We start from the raw sequence: 22324 nt of genomic DNA on the forward strand, positions 1-22324 counted from the left end.
GTAGAGTTAGTAAGATTTAAACCTCTTTGATGGCGGGAAACTTGATTAGCGCGCTTACGCGTTAGTGGCTCCACAAAACAAAATCGGGCCTCCAATGGAGGCCCGATTTGTTTTCGTTTACTGAGCAAAGAAGTATTCGTAAAGCTCGTTTATATCCTGTGTGGTAAAGGTCGATTTCTTATCGAGGAAGTCGTTAACCGTTTGCTTGAGCTCCTCGTAGGAGATGTCGCCATCCCTATTCTTATCTACGCTGGCAAACTTGGTGGGCATTGCGCCCTTTTGCTTGTACTTTCGGGCTCCTCTGTCCGATAGGGTAACGGCTGCATCCTCGCGGCGTACGGCACCAAACTGGTTGTCGAGTATGGCAAAGTCGTCCTTCGAGATGGCAACCCCCTTGCCGTTTACGTTTGTTCCGAGCGGGGTGCTGTTATCCTGGTCGAGGTAGTCGGGTACGCCGTCGTTGTCCTTATCCAGCGGGCAGCCCTTCTCGTCGACCTCCACGCCCGATGGCGTATCGGGGCACATATCGTCGAAGTCGAAAACGCCGTCGCCATCCTGATCCATGGTAAGCGCATCCTCATTCTCGAGCACCTGCATGTAGGTTTTGCGCCTAAATGTTTTAGGGTCGGAGAAAAGGTCGAGGTTGAGGCTTAGGTAGGTAAACAGGTAGCTATCGGTTTGCGAGTTCGTTTTTTTTGCGTACGAGTCGGGGCGGTTGGTGGGCGATACGTTGTCCAGATAGTCGGAGAACGTATAGTTGTAGGTTGCACCAAGACGTATGGCTACCCTATCGTGCAGCGCATAGTTAAGCCCCGCATCCACCGGTATTGTAAATGATGTTTCGCCGTACTTTGTTCCTTTCTTCTCGCTTTCTTTTCTAAGGTTTCGGTCGTACTTGCCCGTTAGGGGGTTAAGGCCCATGGGCGAGAAGTTGATGGGCGAAAAGCCAACCGAGAGGTACGGATTAAACTTGCCACGCTTGAATAGGGTGGCAAAGGTGTACTCTAGGTTTACGCCATACTGGTTAATCTGCGTCTTAAAGTTGATGTCCTTATCGTAGTAGCCCGATATCTCGCCGTTTATCCAAAACACATTCCACTTAAAGTTGTGCTTGCGATCTATAAAACCCGATAGGTTGAGCTTAAAGGCGGGCTTTCCGAGTAGGGGAGAGTTTCCCTGATTTTGCACGTCGCCCCAGAATGTCATAAACCCGGTGCTAAGCCCAATAACCGGACGGTAGGTCGGGTTTTCGACCTCCACCTCTGTTCGGAGCTTATCCTGGTAGTACTTTTCCAGCAGCTTGGTAATCTCATCGTCCTGCGCGCCTGCAACGCTAGCTATGGCAAGAAATGCGACTGCTGCCGTAATTTTTTTTATAAAACGCTTCATCCAACAACCTAATTTTTTTCTGATGCAAAAGCATCCTTAATGCTAATCCGTACACCCTTGCTATTGTAGGGGGCTATAAATACGTCTTTAATGCCATTACTTTTTGCCTTATTCTTGGCATCCAGCGCCTCCTGGTACGTTTGGTAAGGGCCAATTAAGTAGCGTATAAGACCATTTGCTTCCTCCTTTGCGAAGGAGCTTAGTATTTTAAATTTCTCGTCGGCACCTGCCTTGTCGGCCTCCTTGCTAACAGCGGCCAGCTGCACCTTAAAGATGACGCCTTCTACAGGCTTTTTGCTGGTACTTTCGTTGGCCTCCTTGGTGGTTTCCTTGGTTACGGTTTTCGAAGTCTCTTTGGGGGCTTCTTTGGTTACCGCTTTGGAGGTCTCCTTGGCTGGTTCGGGCTTTTGGGTATCAGGTTTTGTTGCCACAACAGGGGTGGTGGTCGCTGGTGCTTTGTCGTCAACCTTTGCTGCAGCCTTCTTCTCAGCGGCAGGTTTTACCTCTTCGTGTGGAGCCTTCACTTCTGCCGTTTTGGTTTCCTTGCCAGCTTGCTTTGCAATACCTACATATTTAATAGGTATGTCGCGAGCGCCGCCTTGCGAGGTAGCGGTGCCAACCTCGGAGCCAAGTGCAAACTTCTTGATATCGTCCTGTACTTGGGCAACCTCGTGCACCTCGGTATTGTCGCCGTTGATAAAGGCAAAGTACCCGCTGATGGTAGGTCGGCTGGTTGCCGTTGTTGCGCCTTTGGGTTTCAGCCTGTAGCTAACAAAGTAGCGGGTTTGGCTGGGTAGCTCGAGCCAAAGGAATTTTACCTTTCCCTCCTTAAAGTCGAAGATTCCTCCACGTGTCTCCACCGGTTCGGCGGTATACCCTTCGGGGATGGCCTCCTCGAGCTTGGCATATTTGGTGGCATTGCCCTTATCTAGCAGTATGCTTACTAGGTACGAGTTACTTTTTGGGTCGAAGTTGGGTGCCTGCCTTAGCGCCTTCGATACCATTTTTACCGACTCCATTTGCTGGGTTGCGGGTACAAAGGTTAGCGTCCTATCTTCGGCAGGAGTTTCTTTGGGTTTGAAGTTCTTTAAGTCTACAACCGTGCTTGGGTTTACCCCTGGCGACTGGGTGATGTCGACCAAGATGGCTTCGGCTGGTATGTTTTTGGTGATATTGGCAGAGGTAATGCAGATAAACGAGCCGCCAATGGTTAGGTCTCCCTTAATGTTGGTGTGCGTTTTAACCTTAAACGAGAACTTTAGCGAGGTAGTTTTGGGAAGACGGTACCACATGAGCTTTAGCACCTGGTTGCTAAACTCAAAATCGGCATTAGAGCAGGTACCAGGTTCAATGCTGATACCTTGAGGAAGCGCCAGCTGGTAGCGGGCAATCCCTTCTATTTCATTTTTTGCTATTTCTACGTTAACTGTAAAGGATGTCCCCGCAACAACCTGCTTTGGAGCCGTAATTATTAACGACGGATTATCTCCAGCACTTGCATAGGAGCTCGAAAGCAACAAAAACACCACCAACATTCCCAAAAAACGCACCATTCCCTATATTTTGGTTACTTTTTAATCCACGGAACTAATGTAATTTGATGAAATTACATCAAAAGGAAGCTTAAAAATATAAAAGAAAATCAGAAAAAACAGGAACACCAACGCTCTCTACCCTTTTTTTATTTAGGGTAAAGCGCGTTGGTGTTTGTAAGGGTCATGTATTAAGTGTAATACGATTAAAACTTAAAGCTGCTTCCTCCTAAAAATTCTCTTAAAATAGATGTAGGCGGAATTTCGTTTTCGGCAAGAGGGACAAAGTATCCTAAGAACTTAAGAAGCCGATGGGCCTCTGCAAATTCGTGTGCAGTGGGCGGAACTTCCCTAAGAAGCGGCTCGGCATAGTGCTTCAGCACGGCCAGCTCGTAAAGGAGCGCCGAGTTGAACATCACGTCGGCGTACTCTTGGTAGGGAAATATGTTTTTATCCTCTCCTTTTCTTACGCTTGGCCAGCGCTTTATGGTGTCGTACGCCGAGTAGCTGCGGTAGCGCGCATCTCGAACAATACGGCGAATAAGCCGGTTGTCGGTGGTCGGTATGTGGTTGTGCCTATCCATCGAAATGGAGGTTAGGGCAGAGAGGTAGATTTTAAACTTTCTCCGCTCCTCTATTTTTGAGGTAAGCAGCGGGTTTAACGCGTGGATGCCTTCCACAACAATTATGCTGTTCTTCTCTAGCGCTAGGGTATGCCCATCGTACGTGCGCCTTCCGGTTGCAAAGTCGAATCGGGGCACCTGTATCGACTCTCCGTTCATAAGGGCGGTAAGATCTTTGTTGAAGAGATCGATATCTACGGCGTAAATGGATTCGAAGTCGTAATCCCCATTCTCGTCCTTTGGGGTATGCTCTCGGTCTACAAAGTAGTCGTCCATGCCAATTACAACTGGCTTTAATCCAAGCACCCGAAGCTGTATGGCCAGCCTTTTGGAGAAGGTTGTTTTTCCGCTGGATGATGGCCCTGAAATTAGAGCTAGCTGCACATCCTTGCGGCAAAATATTTGGTCGGCAACTTGGGCAACCTTTTTTTCGTGGAGCGCCTCTGCCACCTTAATAAGGTCGCCGCCGTTTCCGTCTAGTATTATGCGGTTGATATCGCCAATCGTTTCTGCTCCAATAATTGTTAGCCAATCTTTTTGCTCTTGGAATACATCGAACATCTTATTCTGAAGGATGATATCCTCGAGCTTTTCGGGGTTGTCCTTTCGGGGAATCATCAGCAGCATTCCTTCGAAGTAGTTAACCAAGTCGAAGTTGGTAAGTAAGCCTGTCGATGGAATTAGCTCTTCGTAGTAGTAGTCTATGATGCCGTTTAGGAAGTATACCGAGGTAAATAGCTTGGGCTTAGTTTTTAGAAGCTTCACTTTTTGGAGCATACCTTCCTTTTCGAACATCGGTATTGCATCCTCGGTGAGCATTTTTTCGCGTCGGAATGGCAGGTTTTCGTTGATAATCTCCTTCATCCTGTTCGATATCGCCATCACGATTTTGGGGTCGATGCTTGCCATTCCCTCTATTTCGCAGTAGTAGCCTTTCGATATGGAGTGCTCCACCCGAAGGTTTTTGCCCGGAAGAATCTCCTTGATCGCCATCGATAGCACAAAGAAGAGCGAGCGTTCGTACATTCTTCGGCCCGAAGGATGATTTATGTCTATAAACCGAACAACCTTTGGTGAGAATACTTTGTAAGAAAGTTCCCGGAGCTTGTTGTTTACGAAGGCGCCAAGAATAGGTTGCTTTAAGCCAACGTTAAGCTGCTGCGCGATTTCTCCAAGCGACATTCCTGGATCTATCTTCTCTCTTAATCCTACATTTTCGACTATAATTTCAACTTTGTGCTGCATCATCATATCTTTTTAAGCGTAGATAATTGAATGTTTTGCCTTTTGATCGAACTTTGGCAATGTATAAAAATAAGCGTTCATCTTGATTTAAGCTGTTTTAAAGTTTTTATGCGGATATTTCACAAAAAGGATGGATTTGTTTCGTATCTAAAATCTTTACTATATATTTAAAGTCAGGTTGTTGACTTTTTAAAAGTGACGATTATGAACGAAGAGTTTCTTCAGTTTTTGTGGAAATTTCAGCTTTTCGATGTTGAAAACCTGTACTGCACTACGGGCGAAAAGGTGGTGCCTCTCCATGTTGGTAGCCACAACACTGCTGCCGGGCCCGATTTTTTCAATGCAAAGATCCAAATTGGCGAGGAGGTTTGGGCTGGGAATGTTGAGATTCATCAGCGAACATCAGATTGGGTGCGGCATAACCATCATAAAAATAAGGCGTACGACAATGTAATTCTACATGTTGTTGCTCATGATGACGACTCTACTATACATAGGACAACCGGTAGCCTCATAAAGTGCGCTGTGATGAACTTTAACTCGCAGTTGGAGGAGCGCTACCGCGAAATACAAAATTCAACCGGCTGGGTGGCATGTGAGCCGCACATCAAAAAGGTCGACGAGTTTGTTGTTAAGCAGCTGATGGGCCGATTGCTGGTGGAGCGGCTGGGGAAGCGGGTAGAGGCCATACAGCAGGAGCTGATCCGAACTTCGAAAAATTGGGAGGAGGTATTTTACATTTTCCTGTTGAGAACCTTTGGTTTCTCCATAAACGCCCTTCCGTTCGAGCTGCTGGCTAAGTCGCTTCCTTATCAGCTGATCCTAAAGCATCGTAACCGAAGAATGGCCGTAGAAGCGCTGCTTTTTGGGCAGTCGGGCTTGTTGGAGAAGGTTGTTGATGATGAGTATTACCGTAGCTTAAAAGCGGAGTATGCTTTTTTGCGCGCTAAGTATAAGCTAAAGCCGCTGGAGGGCAGCTTGTGGAAATTTTTACGCACTCGTCCCCATAATTTCCCAACTATCCGCATCGCTCAGCTTGCTGCCGTGCTATGCCGCGAGGTGAATCTTTTTTCGATGGTCATTTCGTGTAGAAACATTCAAGAGTTTAAGCGTTTTTTCGAGGATGCCGAAGTGTCGGATTACTGGATCTCCCATTTTGCATTTGGGAGCCCTTCTAAAGGTCGCTCAAAATGGCTGGGCGATAGCGCTCTTAACTTGCTGGCAATAAATCTCTGGATTCCTTTTGTTTTTGCATATGGCCATTTTAACGATAGCTACTCGTTTAAAGAGCGAGCCTTGGATTTGCTTGAGACTATTTCTCCTGACGACAATTCGCTTATTGATAAGTGGAGGGAGTTGGGGATGCCCACAGGTAGCGCCTTCTACACTCAGGCGCTGCTGCATCTAAAGAGCGAATACTGCGATCTGAAAAAATGTCTGCACTGCTCGATAGGCAAAAAAATAGTGGAGGGGGCATCTTAAAAAATCTGAATGGTGGGCTTTTAGATAAAAAATATCGCTTAAATATGAGCGATTGGTTGTTAAGTAAAAAAATAATCAGTAGTTTTGCACGTCCTTTTTGTAAGGCGAACGTTATAAAAATTTTTAGAGATGAGCTATTTAACAGCAGAAAAGAAAGAAGAGATTTTTCAACAGTACGGGAAGTCTAATATCGACACTGGCTCAGCAGAAGGTCAGATTGCGCTATTTTCATACCGTATCAATCACTTAACCGGGCATCTCAAAACTCACCGTAAGGACTATGACACTCAGCGTTCGCTACTTAAGTTGGTGGGTAAGAGAAGAAGACTGCTCGAATATTTGAAGGATACAGAAATTGAAAGATATAGAGCAATCATTAAGGCTCTTAACTTGAGAAAATAATTTTAAAAGGCAATTGCAAAATTGCCTTTTTTTATACTCCCTTTTGTTAAAAGGGAGTATATTTGTTTCTAATACAGAGTTTAGAATTAAATAAACAGTTTATATGTATAATGCTATCCAGAAAACAATCGACCTTGGTGATGGCAGAGTTATCGAGATTGAAACTGGCAAGTTAGCCAAGCAAGCCGATGGCTCAGTGGTTGTTAAGATGGGCAAGACAATGCTTCTTGCTACGGTTACCGCCGCTAAAGATGCTAAAGAGGATGTTGATTTTATGCCTCTATCGGTTGATTACAAGGAAAAATTTGCAGCTACAGGGCGTTTCCCTGGTGGCTTTATGAAGCGTGAAGCAAAGCCTTCTGACTACGAAATTCTTGTATCTCGTTTGGTAGACCGAGCTCTTCGTCCGCTATTCCCTGATGATTTTCATGCAGAAGTTTTTGTTACCGTAAACCTAATTTCTGCCGATAAAGATATTATGCCCGACGCCCTAGCCGGATTGGCAGCATCGGCAGCATTAGCCGTTTCTGATATTCCGTTCAACGGACCTATTTCGGAGGTGCGCGTTGCCCGTGTTAACGGTGAAATGATGATTAATCCTACTTTTTCTCAGCTAAAGCAGGCAGATATCGACATCATGGTTGCCGCTACTATCGACAATATAATGATGGTAGAAGGTGAAATGAAGGAAGTTTCTGAAACTGACATGCTAGAGGCTATTAAGTTTGCGCATGAGGCAATAAAAAAGCATTGTACTGCTCAAATGGAGTTGGCTGAAATGGTGGGAAAAACCGTAAAGCGTACTTACTGCCATGAGCGTAATGATGATGAGCTTCGCGAGCAGGTTTGGACTGCTACCTACGATAAGGTATACGAGGTGGCTAAAGGAATGACCTCTAAGCATGAGCGTTCTGACAAGTTTGCGGCCGTTTTAGAGGAGTATAAAACCACTCTTCCTGAAGAGGTTCTTGCAGAAAAGGCAGCCTTAGTAGGTCGCTACTTCCATGATGTGCAAAAGGAGGCAATGCGTCGTATGATTATTGACGAAGGGTTGCGTTTGGATGGTCGTGATACCAAAACGATTCGTCCAATTTGGAGTGAGGTAGACTACCTTCCTGCAGCTCATGGTTCTGCTGTGTTTACTCGTGGCGAAACCCAGTCGCTTACGACCGTAACCTTAGGTACTAAACTTGACGAAAAACAAGTTGATGAGGTTCTTATTCAAGGAACTGAGCAATTTGTATTGCATTATAACTTCCCTCCATTTTCGACAGGTGACGCTCGTGCATCACGTGGCTTAAGCCGTCGTGAGGTGGGACACGGAAACTTGGCATTCCGCGCTCTTAAGCCTGTGGTACCTTTGAATCCAGAAAATCCATACGCAGTTCGTATTGTTTCTGATATTCTAGAATCAAACGGTTCTTCATCTATGGCTACTGTATGTGCAGGTACACTTGCGCTTATGGATGCTGGTGTTAAGATTAAGCGTCCAGTTTCTGGTATTGCCATGGGGCTTATCGCTGATAAGAAGACCGGTAAATTTGCTGTACTTTCAGACATTCTTGGAGATGAAGATCACTTAGGTGATATGGACTTCAAGGTGACCGGTACTGAAAACGGGATTACGGCTACCCAGATGGACATCAAGGTGGATGGTTTATCCTATGAGGTGCTATCTCAAGCTTTAGAGCAAGCTCGTGCTGGACGTATGCATATCCTAGGTAAGATCCTAGAAACAATGAAGGAGCCTCGCGAGGACTTCAAGCCTCACGTGCCACGTATTGAGCAGTTGATTATTCCAAAAGAATTTATTGGTGCTGTTATTGGGCCAGGAGGAAAGATCATTCAAGAGATCCAAAAAGAAACCAATACTACCATTACTATTTCTGAAGTAGACAGCAAGGGTATTGTTGATATCTACAGCGAAGATAGAGATGGGCTACAGGCTGCCGCTCAGAAAATTAAGGCAATAGTAGCTGTTCCTGAAGAGGGTGAAATCTACCGAGGTAAGGTTAAGTCAATTCTTCAGTTTGGTGCATTTGTAGAGATTCTTCCAGGTAAAGACGGGCTTCTTCACATTTCGGAAATTGATCATAAGCGTGTAGAAAAGGTTGAAGACGTTCTTAAGGAAGGCGATATCATTGATGTTAAGCTTATAGAGGTTGATAAAAAAACTGGCAAGCTGAAGTTGAGCCGTAGGGCGCTTCTTCCAAAACCAGAGCAGGCTCCAAGAGAACCTCGTCCTGATGGACCTAAAAGAGGGGATAGACCAGCCAATCCAAATAAGGCCGACTAGCATTATCGAATAGAGATAGAGGAGGGGGAGAATCATTTTCCCCCTTTTTTGCTAACAAGGATAAATGGAATAGGATATTTTTTGAACTTTTGGCCTAAAAGTTGCTTACTGTAGACTAAATGCCGAACGGCGTTTTTGTTTTTTAAAAAGAGCATTTATTTGTTGCATTATTTCGTTTTTAGCTTAAAGATTTATAAGTTTGCAAGTAAATGACCTGTATTTAAATAAAACTTTAATACAAAATAGACAAGCGATTATGAGAAACATTCGTATTAGCTATTTAGCATCGATGGTGGCTGCTATTCTACTTCTAGGAAGTTGTAGCAATCCAGAAAAGATGAAGAAAGCTGCTGATCAAGTGAAGGTGACTTGTGTTCCTACCTCATTGGAAGCTAAGGCTGGAGTGGTAAAGGCGAAGATTAACGTTAGCTTTCCTCCAAAATTCTTTAACAAGAAGGCGGTTCTAGAAGTAACTCCTGTTCTTGTTTACAGTGGTGGCGAAGTTCTTGCACCAACCAAGGTTCTTCAAGGTGAAGACGTAAAGGATAACTACCAAGTTATTAACTACGAAACAGGTGGTAGCTACGAGCAAGAAGTTGAATTCCCTTTCAACGATCAATTGCGCATGGCAACACTTCAGCTTCGTGTAAATATTCTTTACAAGAAGAAGTCAATTCCTTTCGATCAACCATTTAAGTTGGCAGATGGAGTTAGCGCTCTTTACACAATGGCAAACAACGCTGCTCAACCTATTTTCTACCAACAAACTTACCAAAGAGTTACCCCAGAGCAACAAAGCGCTGACATTCTATTTATGATCAACCAAGCAGTTGTTCGTAAGAAAGAACTTACAAAAGATCAAGTTAAGGCTCTAGAGTCTTACATTGCTGCTGCTAAGGCTGACTCTGTAAACAAATCTTTCGAAGGTCTTGCTATCAAATCTTACGCTTCTCCAGACGGTTCTGTAGAGCTTAATGATAAGCTATCTGCAAAGCGTGGTACTGAAACTAACAAGGCTGTAGCATCTGTTTTTGCACCTAAAAAAGCGAAGAAGGCTAAGGTTGCTAAGGGATCTTCAATCAATGCTCAAGTTTCATCTCTTGGTGAAGACTGGGACGGATTTGTTGCTTTAGTTAACAAGTCTAATATTGCTGATAAGGAACTTATTCTTCGCGTTGTTTCTATGTACAATGATCCAAACGTACGTGATCGCGAAATCAAGAATATTTCTGCTGCATGGCCAGATCTTAAGAACACCATTCTTCCTGCTCTTAGAAAGTCTAGCTTAATTGCTAATGTTAACAACATTGGTCTTTCTGACGATCAGATCAAGGCTAAGATTGCTAACAAAGACTTTACTAATGTATCTGCAGATCAGTTGGTTTATGGTGCAACTCTTTCTTCTGATATGAACTACAAGATTGCAGCTTACCAAGGTGCTATCCAACTAGATTCTAAGAACTACAAGGCAATTAACAACCTAGGAGCTATCTACCTACTTCAAGGTAAGGTTGCTGACGCTGCTTCTCAATTCGAGGCTGCTGCTGCAATCAACAATGACGGTATTGTAAAGAATAACCTAGGAGCTGTTGCTCTAGCTCAAGGCAAGGTTGCTGAGGCTGAAAAATTATTCATCCAAGCAGGTGATGCTGGTGAGCAGGTTAAGTACAACCTTGGTGCAATTGCTATAACTAAGGGTCAATACACTGCAGCAGTAGATTACCTTGCAGGTACAAACTCATTCAACCAAGCTCTTGCTCTTCTTCTTGTAGGCAAGACTGAAAATTCTGCAAAAGTTCTTGAGCAAGTAAATTCACCTAAGGGGTACTACCTAAAGGCTGTTATTGCTGCTCGTCAAGGAAACGAATCTGCAGTATTGAGCAACTTGAAGCAAGCTATTTCTGGTGATGCTTCTTTAAAGAAACTTGCTGTAACAGAGTACGAATTCCGTGCTTACCTTCAAAATGCAGCATTCCAGGCAATTGCTCAGTAACTGAGTTAAGATAAATAAAAAAGGCGATCCTTTAGGATCGCCTTTTTTTATAAGGCCATTTTTCTAAAAAAGTCCCACATAATAATACCTGCCGTTACCGACACATTTAGGGAATGTTTTGTCCCTTCTTGTGGAATTTCTATGGCGAGATTACTCGCCTTGACAACTTCTTCGTCCACACCTTTTACTTCGTTACCGAATATTAGCGCGTATTTCTCTTCTTTTTTCACCTCGAAATTTTGGAGCTTAATGCTACCTTCCACTTGTTCTACAGCAATTATGGTATAACCCTCTTCTTTTAGCTGTTTTATGGCATCGAGGCATTCGCCAAAGTATTCCCATGTAACGCTCTTTTCTGCGCCCAATGCCGTTTTGTGGATTTCCTTATTGGGGGGAGTTGAACAAATTCCTGTTAGCACCACTTTTTCAACTCTAAAGGCATCTCCTGTACGAAATACGGAGCCTATGTTGTTTTGGCTTCTGACGTTATCGAGAACGATTGCTATAGGGTATTTTTCGACTCTTTTGAACTCTTCAACATCTATTCTGTTTAACTCGTGTATTTCTAGCTTCCTCATTTTAATTTCAAAATTGAGGGGTAAAGATACAACAACCTAACATTTAAACCACTCCTAACTTTTATCAATATGAATCTACACGAGTATCAGGCTAAAGAAATTCTCACCGGATATGGAGTTCAAGTTCCATATGGAATTTTGGCGTATACACCTCAAGAGGCTCGAAATGCGGCAACGCAGATAGAGGATAAAACGGGCTCAAAACTCTGGGTGATTAAGGCACAAGTACATGCTGGTGGACGCGGTAAGGGTGGCGGTGTAAAGGTGGCCAAAACATTGGATATGGTCGAAGATGTTGCTGAGAAGATTATTGGAATGCATCTCGTTACGCCGCAAACAACATCAGAAGGAAAACTTGTCAGAAAGGTGTTGGTCACTCAGGATGTTTACTATCCAGGAGAGTCTGAACCCAAGGAACTCTATTTATCCATATTGCTTGATAGAAAACTCGGTAAAAATGCCATCGTCTTTTCGACCGAGGGTGGTATGGATATAGAGGAGGTTGCACATAAAACACCTCAGCTAATCCACAAGGAAGTTGTGGAGCCAGTCGGTTTACAGGAAAATCAGATTCGAAATATTGCATTTAAGTTAGGCTTGAGAGGAGAAAGCCTAAAGAACTTCGGAAAGTTTATTAGAGCGGCTTACGATGCTTACCTGAAATCGGACGCTTCTTTACTTGAAATTAATCCGCTTTTAAAGGCTTCTGATAATAAAATATTCGCTGTTGATGCCAAAATGAGCATTGATGATAACGCGCTATTTCGTCATCCTAATATTGCGGCTTATAGAGATAAAGACGAGGAGGATTTATTTGAAGTAGAGGCTTCAGAAAGCAACCTTAACTTTATAAAACTGGATGGGAATGTCGGGTGTATGGTGAATGGAGCCGGCTTGGCAATGGCTACAATGGATATTATTAAGCTTTCAGGTGGAGAGCCCGCCAACTTTTTGGATGTTGGAGGAGGGGCTAATGCAACTACCGTCGAAGCAGGGTTTAGAATAATTCTTAAGGATCCCAATGTAAAGGCGATTCTCATTAATGTATTTGGCGGTATTGTTCGCTGCGATAGGGTTGCTCAAGGTATTGTTGGCGCTTATCAAAAAATAGGAGCCATTGATGTGCCAGTGATAGTTCGTTTGCAGGGGACAAATGCTGTAGAAGGTAAGAGAATTTTGGATGAATCTGGACTAAAAGTTTTATCTGCGATATCCTTGCTAGATGCTGCAAAGCTGGTTAAGGATGCAGTTGGTTGAATTGTTTACTAGCAAAAAGGCTGATCATCTGATCAGCCTTTTTTATTTTACCAGTTAACGCTTTGTCTTCTTACGGGCATTGTCATACATCTGGCACCACCTCCACCACGAGGAAGTTCAGATCCATCTATTGTTACAACGCATTTGCTGTAGCTGTTGATGTCAACAATATTGTTGATTACGTCTTTTGCTCTGAGGATTTCAAATCCATGCTTATTCATTTGCTCCATGGTGTAGATGTTGCGGGCGTACCCCATCACTTTTCCTGGTGCAAAGGCAAAGAAGTTGGCGCCGCTATGCCACTGCTCGCGCTCTTGATTCCAAATGTCTTTAGTTCCTCCACAAACAACAGGCTCCAAATCCATTCCTAGCGACTTAAGTGCAACAAGCATATTGTCGACAGCCTTAATATCAACTTTGTTGTTGTCAATGGTGATATGCACTGTTTGATACTTGTTGTTCTCAAGGATAATTGGTTCGTAAACCATACACTTGTTGTAGTCCAGTAGAGTAAACACCATGTCTAGGTGGATAAATGACTCTGGGGTATCGGGTAGTTCCTGTACAATGATGTGGAACTTCTTTTTATTAGTCCTTTTCAGAAGGCGAGTTAAAATGAAGTCGATTCCTTGAGTGGTTGTTCTGCATCCATTGCCAATGAGCAATACGTCTTCTCGGGCTACAATAACATCTCCTCCTTCTATGGATATCGCTTTTGCATCCATGGAGTTGTATGGGTTGACCGTTGAGGTTATAAATTCACCAGAGTGGTTGAATATTGCCTCCATAATGATGGCTTCTCTATCGCGGACGCCGTTGGCCATCTTCCCGATTAAAACTTTGTCGTTTACCGAGATTGAAGCATCTCTAGTGAAGTAGAAGTTGTAAAGGGGTTGTAGGGAATAGCGATCTTTGCTTAAAAAGTTGGTAAGCGTATTACGCTTAAGCGGTAAACCTTCTACTAGAAGCTTGGCTAATGTGGGCGCTGGTAGGTCTATTAGATCTTCTACAAGCGGGAGAACCTTTTCTGACGCGCAGATATTTTGAATAAGAACTTCCTTGACCGTCTGATTCGATAGGGTTTTGGTTAGCAGGTCGCCAATTTCAAAAGTCTGAGTTACTTTACTTAGTACGCCTTTTACTTGCTGGTATTCCTTCTTGGCTACGGCAAGATTAAGGATATCGCTGTATAATGCCCTTTGAGCATTCTCTGGAGTCATATTCTCAACTTCAGCACCTGGCGTATGGAGTATAACGCCTTCCAGTACTCCAAATTCAGAGCTTACACTTACTTCCATGAGTTAATAGTTTCATTTTTATGAATGAGGCCAAAAATACGATTAAGGTTACACATTCCAAAACTAAATTTAGGACTTTTTAGGCACGTTGTAATGTGTGAAAAATATTTAAATTTAAACCAGTAAAGCATACTAAAGTTAATATTATGGGTTTCGGGTATTTTGTCTCTAATTCTTTGTTGATTTTCAAGGAAGTGGATGTCGGTTGTATGGCCTTTCGTGATTTCCATTCTGATTTTGGGCTCTTTTTTGTACGCGAAATGGGGCATACGAAGGTTGCAGATAATATTTTGATTTGCTGTTTACATTCGAATGTTATTGTAGAAGAGTTGATAGGAAACTCCATATGCAGCATAACCTTCTTTGTTCTGTTTTTATGCTTGGTGATGCTGGCTGCTTATCTCTGGATTGCGAACAAGAATCTTCGGCGGCAGGTTGCTGAGGTTGAAAATAGATTTGAGCAGATCAAAAAGGAGCAAGACGAAATTTTGCAGAATGTGACAAACAAGGAGATTGCTCTGAAAATTATGGAACCGATATCTCGGAACAACCTCATTCGTAGCTTAAAAATAAAAATCAAAAAGGTGCGCGAAAAGTTCACAGGAAAGGACGTTGGGGTGATAGATGGGCTCGTGATAGAGCTGAGCAAGCATGAGGAAACAAGGCTTTGGCTGTTGTTTGAAAAGAAATTTTCAGCTGCTTATCCTACTTTTTTTAAAAACCTGAAGAAAGATTATGCTGATTTGACGCTTGCCGATCTTAAGATATGCGCGTTGGTTAGGGTTGGAATTACCACAAAAGATATGGCCGAAATTGTGAACGTTGGGTTTAAGACCGCAGAAGCAATACGAACTAAGCTTAGGCGGACATTTGAGCTAGAACATAATGAGTCGTTAGGCGAATTCTTGCAGAAGTACTAGAAAGGGAAAGGATGTCGAAGCATCCTTTTGATTCCCCGTAATGCATATAAATTCAAACAAAAAAGCCACCGATAAATCGATGGCTTTTGTCGGGGTGGCAGGATTCGAACCTGCGACCTCCTGCTCCCAAAGCAGGCGCGATAACCGGGCTACGCTACACCCCGTCGTTTTTATTTTAAGACAAGCGACGAACTTGTCTCCGGTTTTTTGTCGGGGTGGCAGGATTCGAACCTGCGACCTCCTGCTCCCAAAGCAGGCGCGATAACCGGGCTACGCTACACCCCGTTTAACTGCGGTGAGGGGGGGATTCGAACCCCCGGTACGGTTACCCGTACGGCAGTTTAGCAAACTGCTGGTTTCAGCCACTCACCCACCTCACCAGTTTTTCGTGATTGCGGTGCAAAGATAAGGACATTTTCCAAGTTGCCAAACATTCGAGGAACATTTTATCTACATTATTTTGCCTCTACACCGATTTTACGCTTGGTTTTGCTCCTCATTGTTCTGAAAATTAAGAGAGTTGTTAAAAAATGACAATCCCCTTAATTTGTTTGAATAGGTGATATTATTCAATTGTAGCACTTATTCCGCGTAGCAAAAGCGCCTCGCGCATGGGTTCGAGATACGAGTATTCGCCATGCTTAACATCGCATTTTCCTTTTAGATGGGCCAAAAGAGTGCATTGTTCGGCCTGCTCGCTATTGTGGCGGCATACTTCAATTAGCGATTCCATTACGTGTTCAAAATCATTTACCTCATCGTTGTGAAGTATTAACGCGTACTTGTTGGTCTGTTTTTTTTTAATGTTTTCCTTCAAATCAGGAAAAAGGCTCTCCAAACTCATTGTAACCTCCCTATTGTGCTGCTTGGTTTAAATCTATTTTAGTAACAAAAGCTTCAACTAATCCTTCGGATATAAGCTTATCTTTTATTGAAATTGCTTGTTCAAAGTTATCAAAATTCCCGATGCTGAAAGTGGTGCTTCCATCTGCCAAATCGGATCGAATAATTTCTTTGTCGCCAAGATATCCTTCTGCAATCTTCTTTATGTTTGAAGGGAGTTCCTTGTTAAACGTGCCCAAAACAACTCGAAACATGAGCGAAGATGCTGTTGGAGAGGGTTGGTCTTTTATTGCAACCTTTCCTTCTTGCTGACGGGCTTTGGCTACCGATGTCGCTTTTTTATCGGCAAATGCTACTACAAAGGCATCTTTAAAGCCGTTAATCTTAACCTCGGGTAGCGCATTTTGTGCCGCTTGATAGCTCCTGAAAATTCCCGCATATACCTTCTTTACGGCTCCTTGTCCGCTTGTTTCGTAGAACATGGGAGCGAATTTGAAGAGCGAATAATTTAAATCTTGCGAGAAAGATCCTAACTGTATCGCAAAAATGATACCAGATGGTATTGTTTGGATACTTGGTATTTGAGCTTGTTTATTGTAGAGAGCTGTTGTCCCGATGCTGAATTCGCTGGGTAAACTTGCAGCGGAGAAGGTTATTGTTGGCAGGTGAACGTTGTCTCGTTTTATAGCACCAAAATCGTTTAACGGGGTATTTTGACTTGATGTTTCAGCAGCGTCAGCAATTTCGAGATCTGGAGCAAGGGTGCTTTTGATAGAGTCCGCTAAGGCTTTTTCGCCCGCTATTTGGGCCAAAAAGATGTTGAGCCTATTTAAAGATGCAGCCTCCACTTGGTAGGCTTCCTGTAGCTTGAGGTAGTCTTTCGGGGTATCGCCTGTTTGATCCATGTTGTTTCGGATACCTTTGGCTGCAAGATTATTTTGTATCGCAGCTTGGATTAAGGTTGTGTCAGCGCTACTGTTTATTCCTTTTGTGGTGCTTGCAAGGCTAGCCATCACTTCGAAGTAGGCGTTGTAGAACCATCCCCATTTTAGGGTTGCATTGTTCATTAGTCGTGCAGACAGGGCCTGTAGCTCCTCCATTTTCTTCCCGGCTCCACTTTTTTCTTCGCCACTTGAGGCTTCGTATATCTGCTTGATATCGCTAATCTGTGTAGTGGTAGATGCGATGCTATCGATCATTGCAATTGCGGCACCCATTCTTAACGGGGATTGCTTCAACTTCTCCAGCTGTTCAGTGCTAAGGTATCCTGATAGCTTACTGTTTAGCGCAAACCATTCGTTAACTATGGGTTTGGCTTCAACCTCAATTTTTAATTTCCCCGAAATGAAGTCTTGCTCCATGCTCATTGCTTTTTCTGTCAGCTGCGAATGCATGGTGTTTAGTTCTGCAAGCTTCTTTTCGTTGAGGTATATGAGCTTCTCGATATCTTTTCGTGAAGAATCAGGAAGGTCTGACCAAACCGCCCGCAGCCGTTCTATTTTGTTTACGGTAGAATCTGCCAGCATATCGTTGTTTGCTAGCATATCTTTTATTTTGCGGTAGCTGGCTAGCTGCTCTACCCCTGTGGCTGGCTTTATATTTGTATTGACTTCTGTTGTCTCGCTTTGTGAGGTTTCTGTCTTTGGTGCTAGCTGTAAAGACTGCATCTCTAATGCCATGGGAGCCGTAATTTCTAGATGCAGCGGATTTCCGATCTCACCAATTTTGAAAACGGAAAGGCTATCTGCCGATTTAGTGCTGCGCGAAGAGGCAAAGCATGCGTACGATTTATCGGGATTGGGTACAAATAGAAAATCATCATAGGGGCTGTTGATGGGAAAACCTAAATTTTCGGGGGCGCTCCATTCTTTTGACTCTTTATTGTAGGTTGCTTTGTAAATATCAAACCCTCCAACGCTGTATAGGCCTTTAGATGCAAAGTATAGGGTGGAATTGTCAGCGCACATGTAAGGGTAACTCTCGTCGAACGGTGAGTTTATCGAGCTAGGTAGCCGTTGAGGACGGCTCCATGTGTTGTCAGAAAGCTTTTCTATATAGTACAGATCTAAGCTGTTGGTTTCTCCCAGCCCATAGCTGGCGTAAACGGAAATGTCGCCAACTGCTCCTCCGTCTTTTTTCGAAAAAATTAGCGACTTATTTCCCTTTCGTTTATCTACGACGGTTTTTAGGTTATCTGGGATGGCGCCAAACCCAGCATCCTCAGCGTAGCTATCGTATGCCTTGTAGAACTCGGACGAAGGGACTTCTGCCGTAGCGATGGGGGTTACTTTAGCTGCGTACTTTAGCATATTTTGTCCGTTAGAGGCAGCGCTGGCAGCCATTTCGATGGTTGTTTTGGAGATATCGGGAGAGCCTCCGTTCATCATAAAACGTTTGTAGTACTCCAACGATTCGTCAAATCGGTAAAGGTAGCGGCACACCTCTCCAAGGTAGTAGTATACCATAGAGGGAACTTCCTTGGTGGAACTTATTTTTAGGTACTTATATGCTTCATGTAAATTTTCGTTGGATAAAAAGTAGGCCACACCAACTCGGTAGTTGAAGGTGGGATCTTCTGGAAAGCGGTTGAGTAGCGTGCGGTATATCGGGATAGATTGCGCATACTTCCCTTTTGCAAAAAGGTCGTTAGCCTCGGACGACGAGCCGGTTTGTGCCTCCCCCCTAAATCCCAAAAAAAGAAGTAGCAGTAATGTTAGGTATTTCTGAAGATTATGCATAGCCAGTTGAAATTTACCTCGCTAAAATAGCTATTCGTAGGGGTTTAACAACCTAAAAATCATCAGCGATATTAAAAAAGCCCATATTTTATCAGATTTATTTCTTAGTTTTATTGTAAAATTATTGGATATGGCAGCACTACAAATAGGAGATGTAGCTCCTCATTTCGAGGGACGCGATCAGAACGGAGAAAAGATTAGCTTGAGTGACTTCAAGGGGAAGCGTTTAATTCTGTACTTTTATCCCAAAGATAACACCCCTGGATGTACCGACGAAGCGTGCAGCCTGCGCAACGGATGGGAGCAACTCAAAGCTCAAGGTTTTGAGGTGGTTGGCGTAAGCGCCGATTCCGAGGAGTCGCATAAAAAATTCATAGCAAAGCATAGCCTTCCTTTTACGCTGGTTGCCGATACCGACAAGGTAATTCTGGAGGCTTACAACGCTTGGGGTGAAAAGAGCATGTACGGTAAGAAGTACATGGGGGTTATCCGAAAAACTTACGTGATTGACGGCAACGGGATCATCGAGCAAATTTTTGAAAAGGTAAAGGTGAAGAGTCACGATCAGCAGATTTTAGACGCGTACAAAAAATAACATTCCATAAAATGACCGCTGTAAAACAAGAAATTAACAAGGACAAGCTAAAAGCACTTCAGGCGACCATTGATAAAATTGAGAAGGATTTTGGTAAGGGGGCTATCATGAAGATGGGCGATAAGCCTACTCAAGATGTTCCAGTTATCTCTTCTGGTTCTATTGGCTTGGATGTCGCTCTGGGTATCGGTGGATATCCTCGCGGACGTGTGATCGAAATATACGGGCCAGAGTCATCTGGTAAGACAACGCTTGCCATTCATGCTATTGCCGAGGCTCAAAAAGCAGGAGGTATTGCTGCCATTATTGATGCCGAGCATGCTTTCGACCGTTTTTATGCCGAGAAGCTGGGCGTTGATGTGGAAACGTTGCTAATCTCTCAACCCGACAATGGAGAGCAGGCCTTGGAAATAGCCGATCACCTAATCCGTTCTGGAGCAATTGATATTGTGGTAATCGACTCTGTTGCGGCACTTACCCCTAAAGCTGAAATTGAGGGGGACATGGGCGAAAATAAGGTTGGCTTACAGGCTCGTTTGATGTCTCAGGCGCTTCGTAAGCTAACGGCAACTATTAGCAAAACCAACACGACCTGTATTTTTATCAACCAGCTGCGCGAAAAGATTGGCGTTATGTTTGGTAACCCCGAAACAACTACAGGGGGTAATGCGCTTAAGTTCTATGCTTCCGTGCGTATTGATATCCGTAAGAGCACCCAAATCAAGGATGGTGAGGATGCTACGGGTACGCGCGCTAAGGTGAAGATTATTAAGAATAAGATGGCTCCACCTTTCCGTAAAGCCGAGTTCGACATCATGTACGGCGAAGGTATTTCGAAGATTGGTGAAATTATCGACCTTGGTGTGGAGTATGAAATTGTGAAGAAAAGCGGCTCGTGGTTTAGCTACGGCGACACTAAGTTGGGACAAGGACGCGATGCGGTTAAGCAGCTGCTAAGCGATAACCCCGAGTTGGCCGAAGAGCTCGAAGGAAAAATACGTGCAGCCCTTACTACGGTGTAGGGATAGCCTAAGCGATAAAAACAGGCCGTTGCTCATGCAGCGGCCTGTTTAGTTTTGCATCTATCAATATTTATTATCTAAAAGATAACCGCTATTTTCTTACTTTTGCAGCCAATAAATTAGGCGAGAAATGATATCTATCAATAATGTAACCGTTTCGTTTGGGGGAACCGACCTCTTTTCGGGCATATCCTTTATGATTAACAAGCGCGACCGTATTGGTCTTGTTGGTCGTAATGGTGCCGGTAAGTCTACCTTGCTAAAGGTAATTCTCGGCGAGCGCCAGCCCGATGGAGGGGTGATTGCTATACCCAGCGAGGTTACCATCGGATATCTACCTCAGCAGATGAAGGTGAACGATACCCGATCGGTGGTGGAGGAGACGCTAACGGCTTTTGAACACCTGAAGGCCTTAGAGCGAGAGCTCGAGGAGCTGACAACCCTCATTGCTTCGAGAGAGGATTATGAGAGTGATGAATACGCTAAGCTGTGCAGCCGGTTATCCGATGCCAACGAGCATTACCATATGCTTGGTGGAGGTAACCAGGAAGGCGAGGCAGAGCAGGCTCTTCTTGGTTTAGGTTTTAAGCGAGAGGAACTCGAGCGCCCTACATCGACTTTTAGCGGAGGATGGCGCATGCGCATAGAGCTAGCCAAGCTGCTGCTACGCCGCCCGTCGGTGCTGCTGCTTGATGAGCCCACCAACCACCTCGATATTGAGTCTATCCAATGGTTGGAAGCCTACCTGAAGGATTATCCTGGCGCGCTGGTGTTAATTTCGCACGACCGTGTTTTTCTGGATAATGTGACCGACCGAACCATCGAAATATCGTTGGGTAAGGTGTACGACTATAAAACGTCTTACAGCCACTATGTGGAGCTGCGCAAGGAGCGCCGCGAGCAGCAGTTGGCGGCCTACACCAACCAGCAAAAGCAGATTGCCGACACAGAGGAGTTTATAGAGCGTTTCCGCTACAAGGCTACCAAAAGTAACCAGGTGCAGAGCCGCATTAAGCAGCTCGAAAAGCTCGATATTATAGAGGTAGACGACGAGGATAACTCCCGTTTGAACATCAAATTTCCGCCAGCACCCCGATCGGGACAGGTGGTGGTGGAAACCAAGGAGCTAGGTAAGAGCTTCGGCGAGAAGCACGTTTTTAGCGGAGCCAATATTGTGGTGGAGCGCGGAGAAAAGGTGGCGCTCGTTGGCCGTAATGGCGAGGGTAAATCGACTTTGGCCAAGATTTTAATGGGCGAGCATCCCAAAACAAGGGGCGAATACGCGTTGGGGCACAACGTAAAGATTGGCTATTTTGCCCAAAACGAAGCCGATGTGATGGACGGAAATATTACCGTCTACGATACCCTAGAGCACGTTGCTGTGGGAGATATTCGTACCCGTTTGCGCGATATTTTGGGAGCATTCCTATTTCGTGGCGAGGAGGCCGATAAGAAGGTAATGGTGCTTTCGGGAGGCGAACGGTCGCGATTGGCTATGGCTCGGCTAATGCTCGAGCCTCACAACCTGCTGATTCTCGACGAGCCCACCAACCACATGGACATGCGCTCGAAGGATATTCTAAAGCAGTCGTTATTGGACTACGATGGCACGCTGCTGGTGGTATCGCACGACCGCGAATTCCTCGATGGGCTGGTGAGCAAGGTGTACGAGTTTCGCGATGGGGTGGTAAAAGAGCACCTCGGGGGCATTCAGGAGTTTCTCTCCAAGCGTAAGATGGAGCGCCTGCAGGAGCTGGAGCGCAAGGCAACGCCGCTGCAGTCGGGCAAGAACGACGGTGGCGTATCAGATGGTAAGCAGTCGTACCTCGAAAAGAAGGAGCTCGACCGCCAAATTCGCAAGGCCGAAAACCTTGTTGCTAGCATCGAAAAGCAGGTGGAGGAGCTGGAGGAGGCGGTTGCCCGCATGGACGAGATGTTCAGCAACCCATCCGACCATAATATAGACCCTTCCGATCCGGAACTATTTAAGAAGTATAATGCCCTTAAGAAATCCATAGAGGAAAAAATGTACGAGTGGGAGATAGCCCACGAGGAGCTGGAGGGGCTAAAAGGATAGCATTGGGGCGAAGTAACTTTCGCCCTTTTTTTAT

Annotated in this window: 16 protein-coding genes and 3 tRNA genes; 9 read left to right on the plus strand and 10 right to left on the minus strand. The window is 44.5% G+C overall.

Annotated features, from left to right (window positions below):
• Positions 1-117 precede the first annotated feature (117 nt).
• The 3 genes from L990_RS19985 to L990_RS10590 form a co-directional block, all read right to left on the minus strand.
• A complete protein-coding gene (locus L990_RS19985; RefSeq protein ID WP_047448674.1) occupies positions 118-1389 on the minus strand; it encodes a DUF6089 family protein in 1272 nt (423 codons plus the stop codon).
• Between the two features lie 8 nt (positions 1390-1397).
• Positions 1398-2942, minus strand: coding sequence for an SPOR domain-containing protein (locus L990_RS10585; RefSeq protein ID WP_047448676.1), 1545 nt, complete (start codon positions 2940-2942; stop codon positions 1398-1400).
• A gap of 185 nt (positions 2943-3127) precedes the next feature.
• A complete protein-coding gene (locus L990_RS10590; protein ID WP_047448899.1) occupies positions 3128-4789 on the minus strand; it encodes a nucleoside kinase in 1662 nt (553 codons plus the stop codon).
• Between the two features lie 204 nt (positions 4790-4993).
• Here L990_RS10590 and L990_RS10595 point away from each other — a divergent pair, with 204 nt between their 5' ends.
• The 4 genes from L990_RS10595 to L990_RS10610 all read left to right on the plus strand — a co-directional run bounded on the left by L990_RS10595 (position 4994) and on the right by L990_RS10610 (position 10962).
• The gene (locus tag L990_RS10595; RefSeq protein WP_047448678.1) at positions 4994-6271 is read left to right on the plus strand and encodes a DUF2851 family protein; all 1278 of its coding nucleotides are present in this window, start codon (positions 4994-4996) and stop codon (positions 6269-6271) included.
• Positions 6272-6400: 129 nt separating this feature from the next.
• Positions 6401-6673, plus strand: a complete 273-nt coding sequence (gene rpsO, locus L990_RS10600; RefSeq protein WP_047448680.1) for a 30S ribosomal protein S15 — start codon at positions 6401-6403, stop codon at positions 6671-6673.
• A 103-nt stretch (positions 6674-6776) separates the two neighbouring features.
• Complete coding sequence (gene pnp / locus L990_RS10605) at positions 6777-8969, plus strand: polyribonucleotide nucleotidyltransferase (RefSeq protein ID WP_047448683.1); 2193 nt, start codon at positions 6777-6779, stop codon at positions 8967-8969.
• Positions 8970-9225: 256 nt separating this feature from the next.
• Positions 9226-10962 carry a tetratricopeptide repeat protein gene (locus L990_RS10610; RefSeq protein ID WP_052180916.1) on the plus strand — a complete coding sequence of 579 codons (1737 nt, stop codon included), beginning with the start codon at positions 9226-9228 and terminating at the stop codon, positions 10960-10962.
• Between the two features lie 47 nt (positions 10963-11009).
• Here L990_RS10610 and L990_RS10615 read toward each other — a convergent pair whose 3' ends face one another.
• Positions 11010-11540, minus strand: coding sequence for an RNA methyltransferase (locus tag L990_RS10615; RefSeq protein WP_047448685.1), 531 nt, complete (start codon positions 11538-11540; stop codon positions 11010-11012).
• Positions 11541-11609: 69 nt separating this feature from the next.
• Here L990_RS10615 and sucC point away from each other — a divergent pair, with 69 nt between their 5' ends.
• Positions 11610-12797, plus strand: a complete 1188-nt coding sequence (gene sucC, locus L990_RS10620) for an ADP-forming succinate--CoA ligase subunit beta (RefSeq protein WP_047448687.1) — start codon at positions 11610-11612, stop codon at positions 12795-12797.
• A 47-nt stretch (positions 12798-12844) separates the two neighbouring features.
• Here sucC and L990_RS10625 read toward each other — a convergent pair whose 3' ends face one another.
• On the minus strand, positions 12845-14095 hold the full coding sequence (locus L990_RS10625; protein WP_047448689.1) for an arginine deiminase family protein: 1251 nt from the start codon (positions 14093-14095) through the stop codon (positions 12845-12847).
• A 146-nt stretch (positions 14096-14241) separates the two neighbouring features.
• On the opposite strand from L990_RS10625, the gene L990_RS10630 reads away from it, so the two are divergent.
• The gene (locus tag L990_RS10630; protein WP_156121500.1) at positions 14242-15015 is read left to right on the plus strand and encodes a helix-turn-helix transcriptional regulator; all 774 of its coding nucleotides are present in this window, start codon (positions 14242-14244) and stop codon (positions 15013-15015) included.
• Between the two features lie 89 nt (positions 15016-15104).
• Here the strand turns inward: L990_RS10630 and L990_RS10635 are convergent.
• The 5 genes from L990_RS10635 to L990_RS10655 all read right to left on the minus strand — a co-directional run bounded on the left by L990_RS10635 (position 15105) and on the right by L990_RS10655 (position 18596).
• Positions 15105-15179, minus strand: a tRNA-Pro gene (locus L990_RS10635).
• A 46-nt stretch (positions 15180-15225) separates the two neighbouring features.
• Positions 15226-15300, minus strand: a tRNA-Pro gene (locus tag L990_RS10640).
• An 8-nt stretch (positions 15301-15308) separates the two neighbouring features.
• Positions 15309-15395 (minus strand) — tRNA-Ser (locus tag L990_RS10645).
• A gap of 185 nt (positions 15396-15580) precedes the next feature.
• Positions 15581-15859, minus strand: a complete 279-nt coding sequence (locus tag L990_RS10650) for an ATP-dependent Clp protease adaptor ClpS (RefSeq protein WP_047448698.1) — start codon at positions 15857-15859, stop codon at positions 15581-15583.
• Positions 15860-15869: 10 nt separating this feature from the next.
• Positions 15870-18596, minus strand: coding sequence for a tetratricopeptide repeat protein (locus tag L990_RS10655; protein ID WP_047448700.1), 2727 nt, complete (start codon positions 18594-18596; stop codon positions 15870-15872).
• 130 nt (positions 18597-18726) lie between these two features.
• Here L990_RS10655 and bcp point away from each other — a divergent pair, with 130 nt between their 5' ends.
• From bcp to L990_RS10670, 3 genes are all read left to right on the plus strand, one after another.
• Entirely contained in the window at positions 18727-19191 is a 465-nt protein-coding gene (gene bcp, locus L990_RS10660) for a thioredoxin-dependent thiol peroxidase (protein WP_047448703.1), read from the plus strand.
• Positions 19192-19202: 11 nt separating this feature from the next.
• A complete protein-coding gene (gene recA / locus L990_RS10665) occupies positions 19203-20213 on the plus strand; it encodes a recombinase RecA (protein WP_047448705.1) in 1011 nt (336 codons plus the stop codon).
• Between the two features lie 130 nt (positions 20214-20343).
• Positions 20344-22290, plus strand: a complete 1947-nt coding sequence (locus L990_RS10670; RefSeq protein ID WP_047448708.1) for an ABC-F family ATP-binding cassette domain-containing protein — start codon at positions 20344-20346, stop codon at positions 22288-22290.
• Positions 22291-22324: the final 34 nt, after the last annotated feature.

It is taken from the genome of Alistipes sp. ZOR0009, from assembly GCF_000798815.1.
Lineage (GTDB): Bacteria > Bacteroidota > Bacteroidia > Bacteroidales > ZOR0009 > Acetobacteroides.